The 21,521-nt window shown below is 37.5% G+C and carries 16 protein-coding genes, 2 rRNA genes, 1 other RNA gene and 3 pseudogenes (1 of these 22 only partly in view); 5 read left to right on the forward strand and 17 right to left on the reverse strand.

Translation table 11 applies throughout. From position 1 onward, the window contains the following. The 4 genes from IGK21_RS10175 to IGK21_RS10190 form a co-directional block, all read right to left on the reverse strand. A 23S ribosomal RNA gene (locus IGK21_RS10175) occupies window positions 1-1,348 on the reverse strand (it extends 1,566 nt beyond the left edge of the window). Window positions 1,349-1,580: 232 nt separating this feature from the next. Continuing rightward, a 16S ribosomal RNA gene (locus tag IGK21_RS10180) occupies window positions 1,581-3,140 on the reverse strand. Together the 16S and 23S rRNA genes form the textbook arrangement of a ribosomal RNA operon. Window positions 3,141-3,831: 691 nt before the next feature. After that, the gene (locus IGK21_RS10185; protein ID WP_010720718.1) at window positions 3,832-4,194 is read right to left on the reverse strand and encodes a hypothetical protein; all 363 of its coding nucleotides are present in this window, start codon (window positions 4,192-4,194) and stop codon (window positions 3,832-3,834) included. Between the two features lie 73 nt (window positions 4,195-4,267). After that, window positions 4,268-4,648 (reverse strand): CvfD/Ygs/GSP13 family RNA-binding post-transcriptional regulator, encoded by a 381-nt coding sequence (locus IGK21_RS10190; RefSeq protein ID WP_010720719.1) that lies wholly within the window; start codon window positions 4,646-4,648, stop codon window positions 4,268-4,270. 91 nt (window positions 4,649-4,739) lie between these two features. Between IGK21_RS10190 and IGK21_RS10195 the strand changes: the two genes are divergently transcribed. Further along, window positions 4,740-5,906 (forward strand): MalY/PatB family protein, encoded by a 1,167-nt coding sequence (locus IGK21_RS10195; protein ID WP_034700567.1) that lies wholly within the window; start codon window positions 4,740-4,742, stop codon window positions 5,904-5,906. A 141-nt stretch (window positions 5,907-6,047) separates the two neighbouring features. On the opposite strand, the gene IGK21_RS10200 is transcribed toward IGK21_RS10195, so the two are convergent. After that, window positions 6,048-6,632 carry a peptidylprolyl isomerase gene (locus IGK21_RS10200; RefSeq protein WP_010720721.1) on the reverse strand — a complete coding sequence of 195 codons (585 nt, stop codon included), beginning with the start codon at window positions 6,630-6,632 and terminating at the stop codon, window positions 6,048-6,050. Between the two features lie 327 nt (window positions 6,633-6,959). Here IGK21_RS10200 and IGK21_RS10205 point away from each other — a divergent pair, with 327 nt between their 5' ends. Then, on the forward strand, window positions 6,960-7,958 hold the full coding sequence (locus tag IGK21_RS10205) for an NAD(P)/FAD-dependent oxidoreductase (RefSeq protein WP_181915095.1): 999 nt from the start codon (window positions 6,960-6,962) through the stop codon (window positions 7,956-7,958). Window positions 7,959-8,078: 120 nt separating this feature from the next. After that, window positions 8,079-8,588, forward strand: a complete 510-nt coding sequence (locus IGK21_RS10210; protein WP_010720723.1) for a phosphatidylglycerophosphatase A family protein — start codon at window positions 8,079-8,081, stop codon at window positions 8,586-8,588. 577 nt (window positions 8,589-9,165) lie between these two features. Here the strand turns inward: IGK21_RS10210 and IGK21_RS10215 are convergent. The 10 genes and pseudogenes from IGK21_RS10215 to tadA form a co-directional block, all read right to left on the reverse strand. Then, window positions 9,166-9,807: a TIGR01906 family membrane protein gene (locus tag IGK21_RS10215; RefSeq protein ID WP_034700571.1), complete on the reverse strand. Its 642-nt coding sequence runs from the start codon at window positions 9,805-9,807 to the stop codon at window positions 9,166-9,168. A 1-nt stretch (window position 9,808) separates the two neighbouring features. Then, window positions 9,809-10,573 (reverse strand): TIGR01457 family HAD-type hydrolase, encoded by a 765-nt coding sequence (locus IGK21_RS10220; protein WP_034700572.1) that lies wholly within the window; start codon window positions 10,571-10,573, stop codon window positions 9,809-9,811. Window positions 10,574-10,575: 2 nt separating this feature from the next. After that, a pseudogene (locus IGK21_RS10225) lies at window positions 10,576-11,234 on the reverse strand (YutD family protein). A 36-nt stretch (window positions 11,235-11,270) separates the two neighbouring features. Continuing rightward, window positions 11,271-12,656 (reverse strand): bifunctional metallophosphatase/5'-nucleotidase, encoded by a 1,386-nt coding sequence (locus IGK21_RS10230; protein WP_034700573.1) that lies wholly within the window; start codon window positions 12,654-12,656, stop codon window positions 11,271-11,273. A gap of 960 nt (window positions 12,657-13,616) precedes the next feature. Further along, a pseudogene (locus IGK21_RS10235) lies at window positions 13,617-14,585 on the reverse strand (peptidoglycan amidohydrolase family protein); the annotation flags it as partial. A gap of 75 nt (window positions 14,586-14,660) precedes the next feature. After that, window positions 14,661-15,068, reverse strand: a pseudogene (locus tag IGK21_RS10240) (phage tail tip lysozyme); the annotation flags it as partial. Between the two features lie 263 nt (window positions 15,069-15,331). Beyond that, a complete protein-coding gene (locus IGK21_RS10245) occupies window positions 15,332-15,703 on the reverse strand; it encodes a phage holin family protein (protein ID WP_053766345.1) in 372 nt (123 codons plus the stop codon). A 433-nt stretch (window positions 15,704-16,136) separates the two neighbouring features. Continuing rightward, on the reverse strand, window positions 16,137-16,583 hold the full coding sequence (locus IGK21_RS10250) for a type II toxin-antitoxin system HicB family antitoxin (RefSeq protein ID WP_034700578.1): 447 nt from the start codon (window positions 16,581-16,583) through the stop codon (window positions 16,137-16,139). A gap of 205 nt (window positions 16,584-16,788) precedes the next feature. Beyond that, window positions 16,789-16,873, reverse strand: an RNA gene (gene ffs, locus IGK21_RS10255) — signal recognition particle sRNA small type. 40 nt (window positions 16,874-16,913) lie between these two features. Continuing rightward, on the reverse strand, window positions 16,914-17,405 hold the full coding sequence (gene tadA, locus IGK21_RS10260) for a tRNA adenosine(34) deaminase TadA (protein ID WP_181915096.1): 492 nt from the start codon (window positions 17,403-17,405) through the stop codon (window positions 16,914-16,916). A gap of 108 nt (window positions 17,406-17,513) precedes the next feature. Here tadA and IGK21_RS10265 point away from each other — a divergent pair, with 108 nt between their 5' ends. Next, window positions 17,514-18,374 (forward strand): helix-turn-helix domain-containing protein, encoded by an 861-nt coding sequence (locus tag IGK21_RS10265; protein WP_010720732.1) that lies wholly within the window; start codon window positions 17,514-17,516, stop codon window positions 18,372-18,374. A 106-nt stretch (window positions 18,375-18,480) separates the two neighbouring features. Here IGK21_RS10265 and IGK21_RS10270 read toward each other — a convergent pair whose 3' ends face one another. Beyond that, window positions 18,481-18,816: a hypothetical protein gene (locus IGK21_RS10270; RefSeq protein WP_010737193.1), complete on the reverse strand. Its 336-nt coding sequence runs from the start codon at window positions 18,814-18,816 to the stop codon at window positions 18,481-18,483. 159 nt (window positions 18,817-18,975) lie between these two features. Beyond that, window positions 18,976-19,518: a hypothetical protein gene (locus IGK21_RS10275; protein WP_010720734.1), complete on the reverse strand. Its 543-nt coding sequence runs from the start codon at window positions 19,516-19,518 to the stop codon at window positions 18,976-18,978. Between the two features lie 444 nt (window positions 19,519-19,962). Here IGK21_RS10275 and IGK21_RS10280 point away from each other — a divergent pair, with 444 nt between their 5' ends. Then, on the forward strand, window positions 19,963-21,426 hold the full coding sequence (locus IGK21_RS10280; protein ID WP_010737192.1) for a helix-turn-helix domain-containing protein: 1,464 nt from the start codon (window positions 19,963-19,965) through the stop codon (window positions 21,424-21,426). Window positions 21,427-21,521: the final 95 nt, after the last annotated feature.

Below are 21,521 nucleotides of genomic sequence, written 5' to 3' on the forward strand. Positions count from 1 at the left end.
AAACCTTAGTCATTCGGTGGACAGGATTCTCACCTGTCTTTCGCTACTCATACCGGCATTCTCACTTCTAAGCGCTCCAGCAGTCCTCACGATCTGCCTTCAACGCCCTTAGAACGCTCTCCTACCAATACACCTAAAGGTGTACTCCACAGCTTCGGTAATATGTTTAGCCCCGGTACATTTTCGGCGCAGGGTCACTCGACTAGTGAGCTATTACGCACTCTTTAAATGGTGGCTGCTTCTAAGCCAACATCCTAGTTGTCTGTGCAACCCCACATCCTTTTCCACTTAACATATATTTTGGGACCTTAGCTGGTGGTCTGGGCTGTTTCCCTTTCGACTATGGATCTTATCACTCACAGTCTGACTCCCGGATATGAATGAATGGCATTCGGAGTTTATCTGAATTCGGTAACCCGAGATGGGCCCCTAGTCCAAACAGTGCTCTACCTCCATCATTCTCAATTCCGAGGCTAGCCCTAAAGCTATTTCGGAGAGAACCAGCTATCTCCAAGTTCGTTTGGAATTTCTCCGCTACCCACACCTCATCCCCGCACTTTTCAACGTACGTGGGTTCGGTCCTCCAGTGCGTTTTACCGCACCTTCAACCTGGACATGGGTAGATCACATGGTTTCGGGTCTACGACTACATACTCAAACGCCCTATTCAGACTCGCTTTCGCTGCGGCTCCGTCTCTTCAACTTAACCTCGCATGCAATCGTAACTCGCCGGTTCATTCTACAAAAGGCACGCCATCACCCATTAACGGGCTTTGACTTGTTGTAGGCACACGGTTTCAGGTTCTATTTCACTCCCCTTCCGGGGTGCTTTTCACCTTTCCCTCACGGTACTGGTTCACTATCGGTCACTAGGGAGTATTTAGCCTTGGGAGATGGTCCTCCCGGATTCCGACGGAATTCCTCGTGTTCCGCCGTACTCAGGATCCTCCTAGGTGCCTTCCAAATTTCATCTACGGGGTTTTTACCCTCTTTGACTGACTTTTCCAAGTCATTCGACTATCTGAAAGAACTACCATATTGGAGTCCTACAACCCCAATGAGCAAGCTCATTGGTTTGGGCTTTTCCCGTTTCGCTCGCCGCTACTCAGGGAATCGAATTTTCTTTCTCTTCCTGCAGGTACTTAGATGTTTCAGTTCTCTGCGTCTACCTCGAATGCGCTATGTATTCACGCAAACGTAACATCCTATAAAAGATGTTGGGTTCCCCCATTCGGAAATCTCTGGATCATAGCTTACGTACAGCTCCCCAAAGCATATCGGTGTTAGTCCCGTCCTTCATCGGCTCCTAGTGCCAAGGCATCCACCGTGCGCCCTTATTCACTTAACCTTATCAACCTTACGGTTGGGTTTTGATCTTTCTTCTAGCGATAGAAGTCCGATCAAGAAAATAAGCAATTGAACTTATTAAAAAACTCATTCAACGCGGTGTTCTCGGTTTGTATTACTAATTTACTTCAAATATCCAGTTTTCAATGAACAAAAATATATCTTTGAGAGTAAACCTCTCAAAACTGAACAAAGTGAAAAACAAACAGTGTAGTCTCCGTAATATTCCTTAGAAAGGAGGTGATCCAGCCGCACCTTCCGATACGGCTACCTTGTTACGACTTCACCCCAATCATCTATCCCACCTTAGGCGGCTGGCTCCAAAAGGTTACCTCACCGACTTCGGGTGTTACAAACTCTCGTGGTGTGACGGGCGGTGTGTACAAGGCCCGGGAACGTATTCACCGCGGCGTGCTGATCCGCGATTACTAGCGATTCCGGCTTCATGTAGGCGAGTTGCAGCCTACAATCCGAACTGAGAGAAGCTTTAAGAGATTAGCTTAGCCTCGCGACTTTGCGACTCGTTGTACTTCCCATTGTAGCACGTGTGTAGCCCAGGTCATAAGGGGCATGATGATTTGACGTCATCCCCACCTTCCTCCGGTTTGTCACCGGCAGTCTTGCTAGAGTGCCCAACTAAATGATGGCAACTAACAATAAGGGTTGCGCTCGTTGCGGGACTTAACCCAACATCTCACGACACGAGCTGACGACAACCATGCACCACCTGTCACTTTGCCCCCGAAGGGGAAGCTCTATCTCTAGAGTGGTCAAAGGATGTCAAGACCTGGTAAGGTTCTTCGCGTTGCTTCGAATTAAACCACATGCTCCACCGCTTGTGCGGGCCCCCGTCAATTCCTTTGAGTTTCAACCTTGCGGTCGTACTCCCCAGGCGGAGTGCTTAATGCGTTAGCTGCAGCACTGAAGGGCGGAAACCCTCCAACACTTAGCACTCATCGTTTACGGCGTGGACTACCAGGGTATCTAATCCTGTTTGCTCCCCACGCTTTCGAGCCTCAGCGTCAGTTACAGACCAGAGAGCCGCCTTCGCCACTGGTGTTCCTCCATATATCTACGCATTTCACCGCTACACATGGAATTCCACTCTCCTCTTCTGCACTCAAGTCTCCCAGTTTCCAATGTCCCTCCCCGGTTGAGCCGGGGGCTTTCACATCAGACTTAAGAAACCGCCTGCGCTCGCTTTACGCCCAATAAATCCGGACAACGCTTGCCACCTACGTATTACCGCGGCTGCTGGCACGTAGTTAGCCGTGGCTTTCTGGTTAGATACCGTCAAGGGATGAACAGTTACTCTCATCCTTGTTCTTCTCTAACAACAGAGTTTTACGATCCGAAAACCTTCTTCACTCACGCGGCGTTGCTCGGTCAGACTTTCGTCCATTGCCGAAGATTCCCTACTGCTGCCTCCCGTAGGAGTTTGGGCCGTGTCTCAGTCCCAATGTGGCCGATCACCCTCTCAGGTCGGCTATGCATCGTCGCCTTGGTGAGCCGTTACCTCACCAACTAGCTAATGCACCGCGGGTCCATCCATCAGCGACACCCGAAAGCGCCTTTCAAATCAAAACCATGCGGTTTCGATTGTTATACGGTATTAGCACCTGTTTCCAAGTGTTATCCCCTTCTGATGGGCAGGTTACCCACGTGTTACTCACCCGTTCGCCACTCCTCTTTTTCCGGTGGAGCAAGCTCCGGTGGAAAAAGAAGCGTTCGACTTGCATGTATTAGGCACGCCGCCAGCGTTCGTCCTGAGCCAGGATCAAACTCTCATAAAAAGTTCGAACAATCTTGCGATTGTTAAGCTCAATTGTTTGCTAGCATATTGCTTGCTTGTTAAAAATGTTTGTTGTCTTGAATCAATCAAGACGCCCTACACATTTGGTTTGTCTTTGCTTTGTTCAGTTTTCAAAGGTCTACTTGATTAAAAGCTAATCAGTTGAGATTGCCGTAGCAACTTTTATATCATATCAGAGTGACGTTTGTTTGTCAACTCTTTTTTAAAAGTTTTTTTCGACTTCATTTTTTAGAAGTGTTTCAGCAACTCATTCATCATAACTCGTCGTTTGTTATTTGTCAACAACTTTTTTGAAGTTTTTTTCGATAGAATCAAGCTTCGTAAGCTGTCGTTTTTTAACGACTTAGTTATCTTATCATGTGTTTTTAGAAACGTCAAGAACTTTTCTGCTATTTTTTTAGAAAGTTTCATTACGCTGTTTCTTAAATCAACGTTAATAAATTTATCACGTAAACCAAGGTACGTCAACAAGCATTTTCACTTAATTTTTCAAAAAAATATTCAAGCAAAAGATCATCATTCGCTTTTACTTCAAAAGAAGCATAAAAAAGTTTGCATTATCGAATATAATCCATGATAAACTGAACGTTTCATCCTTTAAGGAGGGTCGGTTACCATAAAAAAAGAAACTTGAATTTTTTTTCAAGTTTCTTTTGGTGTCTAATTCTACATTAAAAGAAAGGAACTCCTTCCACTTCGTAAGTGCCAAGGACAGAGCGCATTTGATCTGGGTCTTCCCAAAGATAGCCTTTACCTAAGTCTTCACTTTGACTTTTTTGCTCAGTTTCAAAAACAAACAATGGAACATTTTCGTGATTAATATGTGTATTGGTCAACTCCATCAAATTAATTTTGCTAACATCAATATGAACGATTTCTTTTAAAAAGCTAAGTATGTTTGCTAATCCCGTCTTTTCTTCTGAAAGCTCTGCTAATGCAAACTCCAGCTTGTCATCAATTGAATGGACTAAAAATTTTTTTGATCCATCCTCCAAATGCAACATGATTGTACCAGCTACTTTTTTGCTTGCCAAAATTTCCACCTCGATCAACTTGTTCTGTGGTTTACATAAAAATTCTAGCACATTTTCAGAAAAAATACACTTTTTATTTCTTATTTTCTTTCTGTTCTAGTTCTTCTAGTGCTTCGTCCACCCATTTTGGTAGTTGTTCCGCAATCGTGGCAAACCCGATCTTTTTATTTTTATTCGTAAAGTATCTTTTCCTTCGATAAGGAATAACAGGGCTCTTCTTCTCCAACGTACGTAACGACAAACTAATTTTTTTTGAATATTCATCAATATCAATGATTTGAACAGTTACTGGTTGACCAACTTTTAACAATGTGTGAATACTTTTCGTGTAACCTGATTGTACTTCTGATACGTGAATCAAGCCTTGTGTTTCCTCGTCTAAAGACACAAATGCACCATAAGGCTGTATTCCAGTTATTTTTCCTTTAATTATTTGTCCAATTTTATATGTCATGTACTTCCCTCTCTTTGCATTTATCATTATACTGTAAATGATTTAAAAAAAGAAGTTTTGAAAATACTCAATAGAAAAAGGGGTCCTTTAGATGAGTGAATTTGACAAGAAAGTTTCAAGAAGACATACCGATAGCGTAAAATGGGATTCAATTAAAGAAACCTATCAAAGAGACGACTTATTGCCTTTATGGGTTGCAGACATGGATTTTTTATCACCTGCTGGAGTAAAAAAAGCTTTTGAAAATTATGTTTCTCAAGGTCTTTTTGGTTACTCTACCGTTTCAGAAAAATTATATCACGCAGTCATCAATTGGGAAAAACAACAGCATCAGGTATCTTTAACAAAAGAACACATTGTCTTTACTAGCGGTGTTTTATCTAGTTTAGCTGTTGCAATTCAAACTTTTACTGAACCAGGTGACAGTGTGCTGATCCATGACCCCGTTTACCCACCTTTTTCTGCAATCGTCGAGAGTAATCACCGTCAGCTTATACGGAGTCAATTAATTGAACAAAACAATAAATTCATGATGGACTTTCAAGATATGGAAAAAAAGATCGTTGAACAACAAGTAAAAGTGGTAATCCTTTGTAATCCCCACAATCCAGGGGGGCGTGTTTGGACTAAAGAAGAATTATCACAACTAAGCGAACTATGTTTGAAACACAAAGTGCTGCTTTTTAGTGATGAAATTCATCAAGACTTAGTTTTTTCAACGAACCATTTTAACTCGATGTTAACGATTGATGAAACACTAAGTCAGTCTTTAATCACGTTTACTTCGGCAACCAAGACCTTTAATTTAGCAGCGATTAAAAACTCAATGGTGTTTATAAAAAATCCTAAATTAAAAGAACAATTTGAACAGCGGTTACTAATGAATCAGCAACAAGATATAAATACTTTTGGTCTAATCGGTACACAAGCTGCTTACGAAACGGGTAGAGAATGGCTTAGTCAACTGCTTCCTTATATAGAAAAAAACGCGGCCACTGCCACTTCTTTTTTTGAAAAACATTTACCTCAACTAGGTGTGATGACGATTGAAGGAACGTATTTGATGTGGTTAGATTTTTCTGCTTATGAAGCGAATGACGAGTTGCTAGAACAAACATTGATTACCAAAGGAAAAGTTGTTTTAAATCCTGGCATCTCATTTGGTCCTGCCGGTCATGCTCATATGCGATTGAATTTAGCTTGTCCGGAAGAAACACTACTAGATGGATTGATGCGGATAAAAAAAGCCTTCACATAAAAAACAAAAGCATTTTTGACGACTTTTAAACGAGGTTCTATTCTAATTAGAAATAAAATAAACCAACTGGGTCAATGATTGAAACCAGTTGGTTTATTTTGTGCTTAGTTAGTAATTAAGATGCCTTACTATTGCGAGTGATTATTCTGATACTTCAACTTTCTCGATCACTACATCATGTACTGGACGATCTTGTGGACCACGTTGTACGTTAGCAATTTCATCTACGGTAGTCATGCCATCAATCACATGACCAAATACAGTATGACGGAAATCTAGCCAAGGTGTCCCACCACCTTTGTATGCTTCGATGATTTCAGCCGGGAAGCCTGCACCTTCTAATTGATCTAGCATATTCGCTGGTACATTTTCATTATTCACGATAAAGAACTGGCTACCGTTTGTATTTGGTCCAGAGTTAGCCATCGATAACGCCCCACGTAAGTTGAACAACTCACGACTAAATTCATCTTCAAAACTTTCACCATAGATGCTTTCGCCACCCATACCTGTACCAGTTGGATCGCCACCTTGAATCATAAAATCAGGGATGACACGGTGGAAAATTACTCCGTCGTAATATCCTTTTTTAGCAAGTTCAATAAAATTTTTAACTGTTTTAGGCGCTAATTCTGGGAATAATTGGACCGTAATGTCACCACGGTTTGTTTTTATTACTGCCTTTGGTCCTTTTTCATTTTCTAAGCTTAATTGTGGGAATACCATATCTTTTTCCTCCTAAAAATTATTCCTTCATTGGTAATAATAACATATTCTCTCTATTCGCTGTTACATGAAACTTAAGAAAACAAAAAGACTCATCCTTATGTAAAAATGATTATATACTTTTTATCAAATGATAGATACTTTTCTGCGTTTCTCTGACTTAAAAAATAATCCACGAGTATTTTTAAATATGTGAACCAGTAGATTTCACGAGAGATCGTTTTCGCTTCTGCCCCAACCTCCTTAAGAATTAGAAATAAATCATTTGTTTGAGAAGTATTCTCAATTAAATTCTGCTATAGTGTGGGTATGAGGAGGAAGTTTTCTATGGAAATCTATGATATTACAATTATCGGTTCAGGACCAGTAGGGATGTTTGCAGCGTTTTACGCAGGTATGCGTCAAGCAAAAACTAAGATCATTGACAGTTTACCTCAACTAGGTGGGCAATTAGCAACGCTTTACCCAGAAAAATATATTTATGATATTCCCGGCTACCCCGCCGTGAAAGCCAGTGACTTAGTAGCAAATCTGGAAAAACAGTTAACCACATTCAATCACTCTTTTCATTTGAATGAGGAAGTTCTTTCTATTACTAAAGAAGATGAAATAATTGAGATCACAACTACTAAAGGAATCCACTATTCAAAAGCAGTCATTTTGACTTTAGGAAGCGGTTCTTTTCAACCTAGAAAATTAAATGTACCAGAAGCAACAACTTATGAGCATCACGGTCTCGATTATTTTGTGAACGATTTAATGAAATATGCTGGTAAAAAAGTAGCAATTGCAGGTGGTGGTGATTCAGCAATTGATTGGGCGTTGATGCTAGAACCGATTGCGAGTGAAGTTTATCTTATCCATCGCCGGCCAGAATTTAGAGCTCATGAGCATAGTGTAAACTTATTGAAAGCTTCATCAGTCAATCTTTTAACTCCCTATCTCATTGATGAATTATCTGGAGAAAATGGGGAATTGACTGCTGTTCGCTTAAAACGGGTAAAAAGCGAGGAAACAATTGAGTTACTGATTGATTCATTGATTGTTAATTATGGGTTCACCTCAAATCTAGAACATCTTTCAACATGGGGACTTGAAAGTACCAGAAATGCAATTTCAGTAAACTCAGATATGTCAACCTCGATACCAGGCGTTTATGCTGCTGGCGATATCTGTTCTTACAAAGGAAAAGTAAAATTGATCGCTACTGGATTTGGCGAAGCACCTACAGCTGTCAATAATGCGTTACACTTTATTAACCCTAAAGAACGCACACAACCTGGACACAGTACCAGTTTATACGATAAAAAAGTTCCTCCTAAATAGGATAGCTTGTATGATTTTTGACCATTTTGTCCAAAGCAGAGGAGACAACATTTGTTTCTTGCTTTTTTATTTGGTAGGCTAACAATATAGTTGATTCACAGAAGCAAAAGGAGGAAGAAAATGGTTATCAAAACTGAAACGCTAGAAGAAAAAGCACGTGAATTGCTCAATGAGCGTGGAGTAACCCTTGAAGACATTGCTGAGCTAGTGATGTTTTTACAAAAAGATTACATTACTGATCTTACTTTAGCAGATTGTATCCAAAGTGTTCACGCTGTCTTAACCAAACGTGAAGTCCATAACGCGATCATAACTGGGGTTCAATTAGATATTTTAGCAGAAGAAAATAAGTTGATGTCACCGCTCCAACATATCATTGAAGATGATGAAGGACTGTATGGGATCGATGAAATACTAGCCTTATCAATTGTAAATGTCTATGGGACAATCGGTTTCACTAATTATGGCTATATCGATAAAGTAAAGCCTGGTATTTTACAAAAATTAAATAGCCATGACGGAAAAAATGTGCATACTTTCTTGGATGACATCGTGGGTGCAATCGCTGCCTCTGCTGCCAGTCGTCTTGCTCACCAAGAGCCAGAAAAACGCAGTCGTTTGACTCAATAAGAGGTTGTGAAAGAAGCGATCAGCTCCGAGCGAATAAGAGAGGATTTTTTAAAATAGCTTCTCATATTTTAGAAAATCATCGCTTATTGCTGAGGAGTTGCTTCTTGAACACCGTGAATCAGAGGTTGTGAAAACATCGTATAGCTCCGATGACAATAAGAAAGAATTTTTTAAAATAGCTTCTCATATTTTGAAAAATTCAGGCTTATTTCAAGGAGCTGATGTTTGAACACCGTGAATCAGAGGTTGTGAAAACATCGCATAGCTCCGATGACAATAAGAAAGAATTTTTTAAAATAGCTTCTCATATTTTGAAAAATTCAGGCTTATTTCAAGGAGCTGATGTTTGAACACCGTTTAGAGAAAGAGGTTGTGAAAAGAGCGTTTTGTCCTGAGTATTAAGGACGAAAATCTCGAAACAGCTTTTCATGTTTTGAGATTTTTTGACTTAATACCGAAGGACAGCTCTTTGAACACCGTTTAAAGCAAAAACCCGAGACAATCTCCTTGTCTCGGGCTTTTTTTATTCTATTGAAACAAAATAGGCATTATGATTTGTTCTATTCTATGTTTGATTTTAACTTCTTTTTAGCTCTCTTTTTCCAATGATCACAAAAAAAGCAAAAAAGAGTTCAATTAAAATAAAAAATAAAATAAAACTATGCATAAAAAATTGTTCTGGTAAGACGTTAATGATTGGATCGGTTGTCGGATCAAACAGCCAATCGTCGTTGTTAAAAAATGTTTCATGGAACAAGATAAAAAAGCGATCAAATCCTACCAACATAAAAAAGCCAAAAACAATCGGTACGAGCATTCCAATCTTAAACGGTTGAACTAAACGCCAAAAACGCTTATGACGTTTCAGATAAAAGAGATAGTAGATACTAGGTATCAACGTCAACAGCAGCACAAAATAGTTAAGTAAAAAAAGTTTTTTGACTTCATAAAAATGATGTGCTCCACTTGCAGAAATAGGAAAATTTTGCAGACTTAATTCCTTCTGAAAAGGATTATTTAAATAAGCCATTAATTGATCAAAATTTTTCAATAAAGTTTCTTGATCAAGCGTAGTATGATCCAATATGTTCAGATATTTGATGTCTAGTTCATAGAGAAAGCGAAAATTGATTGTTATCGCGATCGCCAGACTGATCAGCATGAAGAATAGACAAACCAAACCAGCATATTCTCCCCACACCCATTTTGTTTTTCTCATTCTAGAAACTCCACTCATCTAACGAACAGAGAACGTGTGTAGCAGGTACCGGTAATAAAGGTACATCCTCAGCTTTCGTAAATCCTGAGAGCACCAACAACGTATCAATCCCATTTCGAATCCCTGCTTGGATGTCTGTTTCATAGTTGTCTCCAACCATGATGACATCTGCTTTCGTTAAACCTAATTTTTCTACCGCCTTATCCATAATGATCGCTTCTGGTTTGCCAATATAAATCGGCGGCGTCTGCGTAGCTGTCTCCACAAACGAAATAACCGATCCTGCACCTGGCAACAACCCACGCTCAGTTGGAATATTTTTATCTGGATTTGTTCCAATAAATGTTGCCCCTTTTTGGATCGCAAGAGTCGCTTTGACTACTTTTTCATACGTCAGATAATTATCTAGACCGACTACTACATAATCGGGATTTTCTTCGTTCCAGACAAACCCTGCTTCTAAAATCAAATCGATCAAACCAGCTTCACCTATGGCATAAAACGTGTTTCCTTTCCCGGCAGCGTGCATAAAATCGATCGTTGCTAAAGAAGCTGTATAAACAGTTTCTGGGCTAACGTGTATATCAAATTCATCTGCCAAGCGATTGGCTACTGCCTGTGGACTTTTTGTGGTGTTATTCGTAACAAACAGAAAAGGCTGTTTTTTTGCCTGAAGAGCCTCCACAAAACGTTTCCCAGCAGGTATAGGTTCAGTCCCCCGATAAATCGTTCCATCTAAATCAATCAAATATCCTTTATAATCCATCTTTACTCTTCCCTTTGTCTTATCGTAAAATTAGTGTTGGCTTTTGGTTTAGTTGATGTTTTTTCAGTCTTTTTTTGTTCTGTTTTTCTTTTTTGATGACCGGTTTTTTGTGATTTGAAGAAACGGGTCCTTTTTTCTCATCAATGTACGCACGATGTTGGTTTTGATTTTTCTTTTTTCTTCGGCGAGGAGTATTTTTTTCCTTCTTACCTCCGATTTGTTCAATCACAAAATAAGCGCAACCAAAATTACAATACTCATACAAATAATCTTCCAAAGCATCAATTCGTTGGTCGGGATGAGCACGTCTGTTATCTACTCGGAAAAATCCTTTTAATCTTAATTGTTCATAGCCCCAATCACCAACGATATAGTCATAACGCGACAAGACTTCACTATATCTTTCGCCAAGTTTTTCTGGATTGAACCCCTCTCGATGATCCTTTACTAGGCGATAGTGCTGTTCGCCAATCAAAAAATTCTTCTCATCGATGAAAGTAATGATTTCTCCCTTTACTTTCTCCGGTTTGGGTTCTTCGATAATTTCTTCTAACACGGCGGTGATTTCTTCTGTCACCGTATGGTCCTCGACATTTTTCGCTGTCTGTTTTTCTTTTGTTTTAGCTTCAACGGCGTGTTGCTCTTTTTGTTTTGCCGACATGCTTTCACCACCTATCGTTCCTATTATACCTTGTTTTTATTTTATTGGATAGTGAGCATTTAAGTATTCCCCTACTACGCTACGAATAAATTCCGGAAATAAAAATTCATTTTCACCAGCAATCTCAATCGTTGGAAAGAAAGGTACAAACATAAAATGATCCACTGTTGTAAATGTATATCGACGCTCGTTATCTATCGGCTGATTCAGCCAGTGAACTTGATGATTCACTGCATCATAAGAGATCCCACTATAAACTACTTGTCCAAAAATTTTTCCCCGAAATCCCATACCTCTGATTGGGTAATTGCGTAAAAAGGCACGATTTTTTTCGATTTCTAATACCAATCGAATCAAATCACTTCCTTTAAGTGTGACATTCAGTAAATGCATTGGATGAGGCAATGCCGTATGCAGTTGATCCTGATTGATCAGCCCTGCTGGTAATCCAGTTAAAAACAACCCACTATTTAGCATTGCGCCTTGTGTTTGCCCACGATACTTGACTGCTTCTAACGCCTCATAGATAAAAGAATGTTCCGAAAAAATATCTACTGATAAATCATAAGGTAACTTGGCTACTTTTTTTGCCGCTAATAGTTCGTGCCCTTTAGTTAAATAATCATGGCTTTCCTGCTCATCTTCAATAAACGTCGTCATCGTTTCTGTTGGGATAGCCCGAGCTGATTTTTGGATGATGTTTTTATGCTCATCAACGGTGAGGTGAACCTCTCCAACGTATTGTCCATATTTTCCCGCTGCTGCAAGCTGAACACCATTAACGATTTGACCATCAATCAGCAAATGATGCGTATGTGAGCCTAAGATTACATCGATTGACGGAAGTTCTTGGGCAATCTGACGATCGTCTTGGATACCTAGATGGCTCATCAATACCAAGATGTCTACTTTTGGTCTTAGTTCTTCCACCAATTCAGGCAAAATATCATAAGGGTTTCTGATATCCCAACCATTTGGACTATATGTTAAGGGAAAAGGAGCCGTCAAAGCCAGTAAGCCGATTTTAGTCTGTTGAGGAGTTTCAATGATCTTGTACTTTTTTGCCCATTCCGGCGGTTGCAACAGATGTTTATCAAACAAATTATCCAATAAAATATCAAAGTTTGCCTGATCATAAAGATGATTCAATTGATCCTTGGCATTTCCCACGCCTTCATTATTACCTATCGTCACAGCATCATAGCCTACGTTATTCATTAGTTCAACATTTGCTTGTCCATCGGTTGCTTCTGATAGCGGGTGCCAGCGATCAACAAAGTCACCTAAATCAACAGTGATGGTCGTGGTATTTTCTTTTTTTTCGTTTTCACGCTTTTTTTGCTCAATAAACCTTCTGATTTTAGGCCAGTTTTCTAGATGCGAGTGTAAATCATTCGTATGTAATAGAACTATTTTTTCCATCTTATTCTTTCGCCTCACTTTTCTTTATCATACCATAGGCTTTTTCTTTGTTCACTTTGAAAGATTTTAAAGAAAATCAAATTCCTCCGCTGTGAATAGACTCCATTCTAAACGTTAGCCTTGTGGATAATATCGGATCAAGCTAATAATCAGTCTATCTCTAGCTAGCGATTCGGGGTAGAAAAGTGATGAAAAAATACGTTACAGCAAAACATGATCAATAGATATAATTCTATCGGCATTGCCCATTTATTCGTCAACCAACGTTCAATCAAATCGACAGAAATAAGCCGTAGAATTTCCAATATACGCAGGACGAATGTCGGAATTCTTCGGCTTATTTCTTAAAACTAACTCTTCTATCACTACTTCTTCAGTAATAATCAAGTAGTAATCAAGTAGCAATCAGTTTCTCATTTTTCTCTTTTCAGACAACTAATTAAAGTTTTTTTAATCAAAAAATTGATTAGATGCAGCTATGCTGATTTGTAGACGATCCAATGGTTCGCCAAACATTCCTGCCCAGCCATCGTAGCCAGCAATAGAGGTGCCATCATCACAACATACTCCTAGCCAACCAGCTCGGGCAGTCGTTTGGGAACGGTAGTAGGCTTGCGATAATGTCTTACCTGTAGGTGTTGTATAGTAAAGTTGCACACCATCGATGGCTTCACCAGGATTTCCTGCACATCCATTGACCATATCATTTGGATCACCTTTGCTGACCCAATCTAACCAACCACTTTTTACCGTATGGACTCGATAACGAATCGTTCCCGCATCTACTTTGATATAAAGCATGTCATGTTGATTATTTGGCAATCCTGAAAAACCGTTGGAATCGACATCATTGAAATTGGTAATTTCTCCTAACCAACTTCCGCCCAACACACGTAACCCATAGTGAACATTGGTAGAAAAACTTCCCCCATTATTTACCCCTGGTGAATAAGTAAATAAAGGATTGGATTTCGCAATCCCGATTTGCAGACGGTCTAGCGGTTCGCCAAACATCCCCGCCCAACCATCATAACCGACGATCGATGTTCCATCATCGCAACAAGTTTGTAACCAGTCAGCACGAGCGGTCGTTTGTGAACGGTAATATGCTTGTGAATAAGTTTCTCCAGCAGGTGTTGTGTAATAAATTTGTACACCATCAATCGCTTCTCCAGGATTCCCTGCACATCCATTGACCATGTCATTTGGATCACCTTTACTAACCCAATCTAACCAACCGCTTGTCATCGTGTGTACTCGATAACGTAATGTTCCTTTATCAACCTTGATGTATAGCATATCGTGTTGATGATTCGGTAATCCTGAAAAACCATTAGAATCTGAATTGTTAAAGTTAGTGATTTCTCCTAACCAAGCTCCCCCCAACACTCGTAAACTATAATGAACATTTGTCGAAAATGAAGGTGGCGTTGGGTCATTAGTTATTCCTGTTGAACTTGATTGATTAAAACCGCCAGAAAAACGCCAAACTTCATAATAATGAAACCCATTTGCAACGATATAATTTTTATCAAAACGTAATTCTTGAATCGCAGTATTTTTTTCTCCTTGCGTATAGTAACAAGTTGAAGTGATGTTTTTACCACCACCAGTAATCACACCTGTATGTCCAATCGCACCACCTGAATCAGCCATCGAGGACCCACCAGAAAGTAAAACAATATCCTCATCTTTCAGCTGAGAGAGATTGGAAGCGTTTGAATTTCCGACTAAAACTAATATATAACCACATCTTTGGAGATAACCACCAAGGGTAACCGTATTATATAAATAGCTATAAGGAATTCCAGAGCTGTCTTTGACTGCTTGAGTAATACTTCCAGAACAATCTGCCGTTCCATCTGTACCGTTTCTTGAGCCAGTCATGGAATAGGTTATCTGTCCACGATGTTTATTGAACCAATCCACGACTTTTGTTCGGTTTAATTGTTGGTACCAGTATCTAGCTTGTTGCGCTCTTGCTGGTTGGTTTGCATTTGCCGGTCTTTCATAGTATTGAATGAAAATATTCGCCAGTTCTTCTGGAGATTTGTTACTTGTCTTAAATTGTTGAAACGTCATAGATATATTATAAAATTGTTGATTGTTTGCTACCTCCCACTCAATACGTTTGCATTGAGAAATGACGTCTTTGTAATTTAATCCATTCGCATTTGCCCAATTGATATATTTAGATGCTGGTGTCCATTGCACTAGTCCGTATCCACCAGACATATTTCCGACAATGTCGCTCTCCCATCGGTCGGCAATAATGCCACTTTCTGATTGCATGTTCCCTAATAATCCAGCAACTGCGGTTTTTGACCAACCTTGACTGACCAAGTAATCCCAAATTGTTTTTGCTGTTTCAAATTGTCCCATAATAGTTGTTCGCTCCTTACTTTCAATCATTTTTTCATATTAGTTGCGCCTTTAAATGTACACAGCTTATTACTTACTGTTATCTTTCATCCTCCTAAAAAATTATTTTGATCATTTGATTCGAATCACATAGATATGTGAGCTATTTTAGTGATTTGTGACAGAAAAAATAAAATCTTTCACTTTTTTCTAAAAAGCTGTGCCTAGGTTGCTTTGTTAGTAAATAAAAAAGTCATTATCACGTAGTATCTCGGTAAATTCACTTTGATTCTTCCTAATCGTTCTCTATTTCGTTATTGTTTTGGTTTCATTTTGTCTTGAATTGATTTTAAAATCCCCTCAAAATAAGTCGTTACTTCTGACTCAGCAATATTAGTCAAAATGCTCCCAATCTCAGTGAAAATCAGGCAAGTCGTAAAAACCTTTACTAACGTAAATTCAAAATGAACGCCGTTTTGGATCAACACAAAATCAACGACTCCCGTCAGGATCAATAACACAAAATGACTGAGTTTTTTCCAAAGTCCTCGCCAACTTAGCGTTGAATACCAAACATGATTGACTTTTGCTTTAAGCCAACCTGTTATGAGATCTAATAGAACCACTAGAAAAAAACTGTGAATTAATGCTTGATCACTAGCAAAGACTTTCGTTAATGCCGTCATACTAACACCTCCTTTTAAACGTAATGACTGCGAAAGAAATGCCCTCCATAACAGACATTAGTTTGCAGTTTTGAGTCCCTTGCTTTTAGCTTTCATCATTTGTTTGATACACTATTCTTCTTTTTACATTGTCAGACCTTCCTTTCACTACTTTGCTAAAGATTTTTGTTTCCATTTAGATATGTTGGAAAATAATAAAATTTGTGACAAAAAAAAGAATCATTTGAGCAAAATCACTCAAATGATTCTTTCAACTTTTCACTGTTCTTAAGTCAATTTATTCGTTCACTATTAAATTTAGAGCTGTCATTTTATCAAGTTCTCTGCTTATTCAAAAAAAGAATTTTACAAAATATTCGTTGTGAATATTTGTAAAATCCATATTTTGGACTAAAGTTAAATTTTATTCCAGGCTTTTTTCTTGTCATTTATTTTAATTATTTTTTACTTCTTCTGCTTTCTTTAAAATCGCATGTGTCAATGTTTCAGAAAAATTGATCTTCAATTCTTTGCCTAATTTATCTGCCCACTTAGGAATAGACACATTTTTACGTTCTCTCTTTTCCATGTCCAGATATTCTTTTATATTAACTGAAACAAGCGTGACAAATGAATCCTCTTTATTGTATGTATTCGTCTGCTCAAAAGGGAAATAGTTTTCTACATTAATATTGTTTACACTTGAGCTAGACGGCAATTTATTTTCTTCCTCAATATAATAAGACAATTGTAGCCCAAGATAGTCACTAGCCATCTGTATACCGTCGTTTATATCATTTGCTTGTGTTCCGTTTCCATCAATATCAGGAAAATGTATAAAATAGTATGGTTCTTTATCATCGGTCATTAAATAAAAAACAGCTGGATACGTTAATACCATCAATATGTACCTCTTTCGATTATTTATTTTTAGGTCATTGGTATGAAACTGTATCTTTCTGCCAATAACAATTATACTCTCTATAGCTATTTACTTCTCTATAAAATACAAATAAAGTACCTAAAAAACTAAAGAGGCTCTGGTTCATTAGACAAAAAAAACGTAACAAGTAGTAAAGTACTACCTATCACGCTTTTAAGATTCGTTTTAATCAGACACATGGCGGATCCTGCTTAGTGCTGCTTCCTTCCAGATCTGACACGCTTCACAAGCCCGCCATTGTCCTAGCCTTTCGGCAAATAATAGTATACCTGATTTTTTTTTATTTGGCTAGCCTTTTTTTAATTTCTTTTTTCTTAAGCGCAACTCTCTAAAAAAATCCGTTAAAAGTTGGCCACATTCCGTTTCCAAAACGCCTCCTACTACATGGGCTTGGTGGTTAAAGCGTTCATCTGTCAACAAATTCATTAATGTTCCCGCTGTTCCGCCCTTTGGATCATACGCACCGAAGTATACTTCTTTGACTCGAGATAAAATCATCGCACCGCTACACATAGGACAAGGCTCGAGTGTCACATATAATTGGGCTTCTTCTAAACGCCAACTTCCAACATTTTGACAAGCTTCACGGATCGCAATCATTTCCGCATGCGTGGTTGCATCTTGCGTGGTTTCTCTTAAATTGTAGCCTCTTCCAATGATTTCATCATTTAAAACAACAATCGCTCCAATTGGTACTTCCGCTAATTGTTGGGCTTTCTGAGCTTCTTCAATGGCTAAACGCATCCATTTTTCATGTTTTTCATTATCGATTTTCTTCATTTCCAATCGATCCCCTACTTTTCGTTTTCTTGCTTAACTTTAGCATAAGTCAAAAAGGTTGTAACTAGCTTTTTGTCTTATGGTAAAATAAAACATGAGGTGACTTTGATGGACTTGACAAAACTGATAACACTTTATCCTAATGCACAGAAAAAAAATTCCCCTGCTTCCGATAAAGGAATTCTCTCTTTAGCAATTGATGATTATTTTTTATGGATCGATCAATCGACGATTTCGACACAAGAAACAAATATTTTGAAAGCGTTATTCCCTGTAGCTACTGTCGAAGATAATCATCCATGGTATCATTATCTATTTGAAAATAAACCGCTAGTAGCAGAAGAAAGCTTTCGCATGATTCAATTTCACATTGATCCAAGAGGAGAATTTCTTAAGCGCCAATGGCAAGAAACAATCGGTGAAATGTTTTTCCACTTAGAAGATTTTTTCTTTTATACAGAAACCGATGCTGTACTGATTGAAAAAAAATGTCCTAGTTATCTAGAAATTTCTGAGCTAAGAGGTATTTTTCTTTCATTAGATGCAGACTTTGAAATTACTACCCAAGTATTTATTGGCTCATTTCATTTGCCTTCTCCCAATTTTTCAGAACTGTTTTTTGAAGAGCGGAAAATATTTTTTGAAGAAAAAAAGCACTTTGCTTTACATGGTGGCGCAATCTCATTATCGGAGGTGGCTTTACATCATTATACAAAAGGAACAATGAACAACAATCAGTTAATTGCAAGTTATCAGGAGATGGTCAAACGGACAGAAATGGAAGAGATCATTTCAGTGTTATGGAAAAATTTAGGTAATATTAGTTCGACAGCTAAATCACTCTTTCTTCATCGAAATACATTGAAATACAAAATCGAAAAATTCCAAGAACAAACTGGGTTCAACTTAAAAGAAGCAAATGATTTACTGTTTTGTCATTTGCTCTTACTGCAAGAACAAACACATTGAACACAAAAAGCGAAAGTATTCGTTCATGAGACAAACCAATAATGTTTGTCCCATTTTCTAATACTTTCGCTCTTTTTGTACTTTTAACTTTACTTTTTTTGTTGCATCACATGATTTTATCAACGTAATGGAGTAAACGGTCTTTCACATCTTCCGTTGATCCTTTTAGAGAATCTCCGTAGACAGAAATTTTCTTTTTGCCTGACTTGATCTTCGCCAGGATTCCCATCAAAGAATCTAAATCACTATCCGATAAATGTTCAACGATATCTAGTAGCTTTTCGTTTCCATCAAATGTCTCATTAACGAACTTTTTTACTTTTGCCCGGTTCGTCAAATGATGGATTTTTTCAATGACTTTTCCCGAAACAACTACTGCTGTCGCTACGCTTGCTGCTGCTGCGACACCTAATCCAATTGTTACTTTTGTTGATGTTTTCATCATTATCAGCTCCTTTTATCTATATTAATCATAGCATAGATAAAAAGATAAACGAACTATTTACCCTTTTTCACTTTCAAAATCGCCGAAAGATAAAACGCTACCACCAATTTTTCTAATCATCTATATGAAAGGACGCTTCAGCATCGTTTCATCCATTTACTTAGGGGAATATTCAATATTTGTTAATACTTCAGGCAAGTTCTCTTCCAACTCAGCCAATTTATTCCAAATCAATGTCATTGTTTCAAAAAATTCATGAGAAGATCGATCTGAGTTCAAACTGCCTAATGCATTGAGCCAAAGTAATTCTAATAAGTAAGGCTCTTTGATCCCAGTATGTTCTTTGACATATTCTGAAAACGCACGTTTAAATAAGGAAGCCATATCTAACTCAGACTTAATCACTACTCCACGAATACTTTCATGGATTGAAAAGAACTCTTTTAGTAGATGGACGATACTGAAGAAATCATCAATGACATATTCTGATAAATAGCGATCAAAACAGATCGTTATTTCTTCAAGTATTTTTTCTTTTAATATACGTATTGATTTAAAGTGGGCATAAATCGGATAAGTGGAACAGCCACAAAAAGAAGCTAAACTCCTAGCTGTTATCTTTGATAAGCCATTTTCTTCAGCATATACCATACTTTTAAAGAGTAAATACTCTTTGCTAAAATTTGTTACTCTACTCATACAATTCTTCCTTTCTCACTTTTGATCATTTTTTTTAAAAAGACATTATTTTTAGTCATCTCTAAATTAAAGGTATTATTATTTAGAGGACAGTAATAATCCCCCATTAAAAATAACAACATAACATCAAAAAAATATATTTAGGTACAATTTCAACAAGAAGCTTATTTTATTAATAACTTTCTTCAATACTCAAAACCCAACATAACAAAATCAGCTAAATAACAATGTTTTTGTTATATAAATTGATTATTTAATCTGTTATAACTTGACAAAATGAGCGAAAAAAACAACAATAGAATAAACGATTGTTATATACCATTTAAATAACAACATGTACATACAACAACTACTACTATGTGAGAATAACATACATTAAAAACTCTTTCCACTCACAGTTTATGTCCTCCCATGGACAAAAAATAAAAGGAAAAGGAGCAACTTATGTTAACGGACGCAAAAAAGAAAGAATTGTTAGTATTCTATACCATTGTTCAAACCAATAAATGTTCCTTACGTGAATTATCTCAGGTTCTATCAATCCCTAAGAGAACGATCAAAGAAATCATCCGCAAATTAAACGGGACTATTTTTCAACAACTAAGTATCCCTAGATTCATTTACTCAACTGCCAAAGGCGAATTGAAATTAGATTCACAACATAAAGATGAAAAAATGGCGATCTTTCATTATATAAAATTGTTTTTTCTACGCGAATCAAATCGTTTTAATTTTTTATTGTTACTTTTTGATTCGCCACACAGTCGTGTTTCAAAAAAAATATTATTGGAAAAGTTGTACATATCTCCTTCTTATTTAGAAAAACTAACTAATCAATTAAACAAATCACTTAAAAAGTTCCATCTGCAAATCATCTCTCGCCAAAATTGTTACATTTTGAAAGGCGATGAATTATCGATTAGAATTTATATGTATTTCTTTTTTTCTGATGCTTTTCAGGGGATTGATTGGCCTTTGACAAATATGAAACTTTCCCAAGTAAAGCATACTCATTTATCCAATGAGCTTTTGATGACCAAGAAAACATCAAAGATACAAGAAAAAGTTTACTTATTAGTGGCAATCTTTTTAATGCGATCTGCTCATCATCAATTACCAGATGCTAGCCTCTTAGAAAGCTATGAAACAATGAAAATTTTAACTTCTACAAAAGATTTTAGCGGCGAATTGAAAAAACAATTGTCCCAATCCTTGCCTGAAAGTCTTGTCCAAAATGAAGTACTATACTTTAATTTTTTACTTTGCTATTTTTTTCCTAACCTCATTCCCGAACAACAAAAAACACTCTTTGGCTATGAGTTTTCTAAAAGTAATCATTCGCTTTGTCGACAAGTTTCTTTTCTGATCAAAAAAATAGCTGAGTCATTCCCTTCGATATCTGCTGGTGAAAAGAAATATTATTACCATTATTTGATTATGATGCTGACGACGTTTATTTTTTTATTCCAAGAAAAAATCGATTACTTCCATGCACTTTATTATCCTTCTGAAAATATGAAAATCGATGCCTCGGATCAACGATTAAAAAAAATACAAATGATCATCGCTGACACGTTTACTTCTCAACCAAGCCAAAATTTACTGCACGAACATCTTAGTCGCCTGATCTATACACTTTTAAAATCGGAAGAAAATAAAAAATTAGCAATACATCTACAGATAAGCAAGGTCTTTTCGGGAAACTACCACATCGAAAAATTATTAAAAAATATTTTTAATCATCAGTTTTTACAAATCACCGAAAACCCTGAAGAAGCTGATTTAATCGTCACTGATTGGTTCGATACCCAACAACAAACGGCAGATATCTTTTATCTTGACCCTGAACGTGAAGATGAACTTTGGCTCCATTTATTCCATCTAATACAAAGACTCCACCAAAAATAATCCTTTTGTTTCCTTAAGCTGGAAAATAGCTGAAACAAGCCAAAAAAGTATAGGACAGCCTGTTGTCCTATACTTAACTATTATCTTGATAGATA

Source organism: Enterococcus sp. DIV1421a (assembly GCF_051711025.1).
In the GTDB taxonomy this organism is placed as follows: domain Bacteria; phylum Bacillota; class Bacilli; order Lactobacillales; family Enterococcaceae; genus Enterococcus_B; species Enterococcus_B hirae.

Bases quoted from the DNA above. Each gene is read 5' to 3' on its own strand.
- IGK21_RS10210 (WP_010720723.1), top strand. From the start codon at position 8,079: ATGGTTATCAAAACTGAAACGCTAGAAGAAAAAGCACGTGAATTGCTC.
- IGK21_RS10280 (WP_010737192.1), top strand. From the start codon at position 19,963: ATGTTAACGGACGCAAAAAAGAAAGAATTGTTAGTATTCTATACCATT.
- IGK21_RS10215 (WP_034700571.1), bottom strand. From the start codon at position 9,807: ATGAGAAAAACAAAATGGGTGTGGGGAGAATATGCTGGTTTGGTTTGT.
- IGK21_RS10250 (WP_034700578.1), bottom strand. From the start codon at position 16,583: ATGGTATTAACGTATCCAGCTGTTTTTTATTTAATGACCGATGATAAA.
- IGK21_RS10200 (WP_010720721.1), bottom strand. From the start codon at position 6,632: ATGGTATTCCCACAATTAAGCTTAGAAAATGAAAAAGGACCAAAGGCA.
- IGK21_RS10270 (WP_010737193.1), bottom strand. From the start codon at position 18,816: ATGAAAACATCAACAAAAGTAACAATTGGATTAGGTGTCGCAGCAGCA.
- IGK21_RS10230 (WP_034700573.1), bottom strand. From the start codon at position 12,656: ATGGAAAAAATAGTTCTATTACATACGAATGATTTACACTCGCATCTA.
- IGK21_RS10275 (WP_010720734.1), bottom strand. From the start codon at position 19,518: ATGAGTAGAGTAACAAATTTTAGCAAAGAGTATTTACTCTTTAAAAGT.
- IGK21_RS10195 (WP_034700567.1), top strand. From the start codon at position 4,740: ATGAGTGAATTTGACAAGAAAGTTTCAAGAAGACATACCGATAGCGTA.
- IGK21_RS10220 (WP_034700572.1), bottom strand. From the start codon at position 10,573: ATGGATTATAAAGGATATTTGATTGATTTAGATGGAACGATTTATCGG.
- IGK21_RS10205 (WP_181915095.1), top strand. From the start codon at position 6,960: ATGGAAATCTATGATATTACAATTATCGGTTCAGGACCAGTAGGGATG.
- IGK21_RS10190 (WP_010720719.1), bottom strand. From the start codon at position 4,648: ATGACATATAAAATTGGACAAATAATTAAAGGAAAAATAACTGGAATA.
- tadA (WP_181915096.1), bottom strand. From the start codon at position 17,405: ATGAAGAAAATCGATAATGAAAAACATGAAAAATGGATGCGTTTAGCC.
- IGK21_RS10265 (WP_010720732.1), top strand. From the start codon at position 17,514: ATGGACTTGACAAAACTGATAACACTTTATCCTAATGCACAGAAAAAA.
- IGK21_RS10245 (WP_053766345.1), bottom strand. From the start codon at position 15,703: ATGACGGCATTAACGAAAGTCTTTGCTAGTGATCAAGCATTAATTCAC.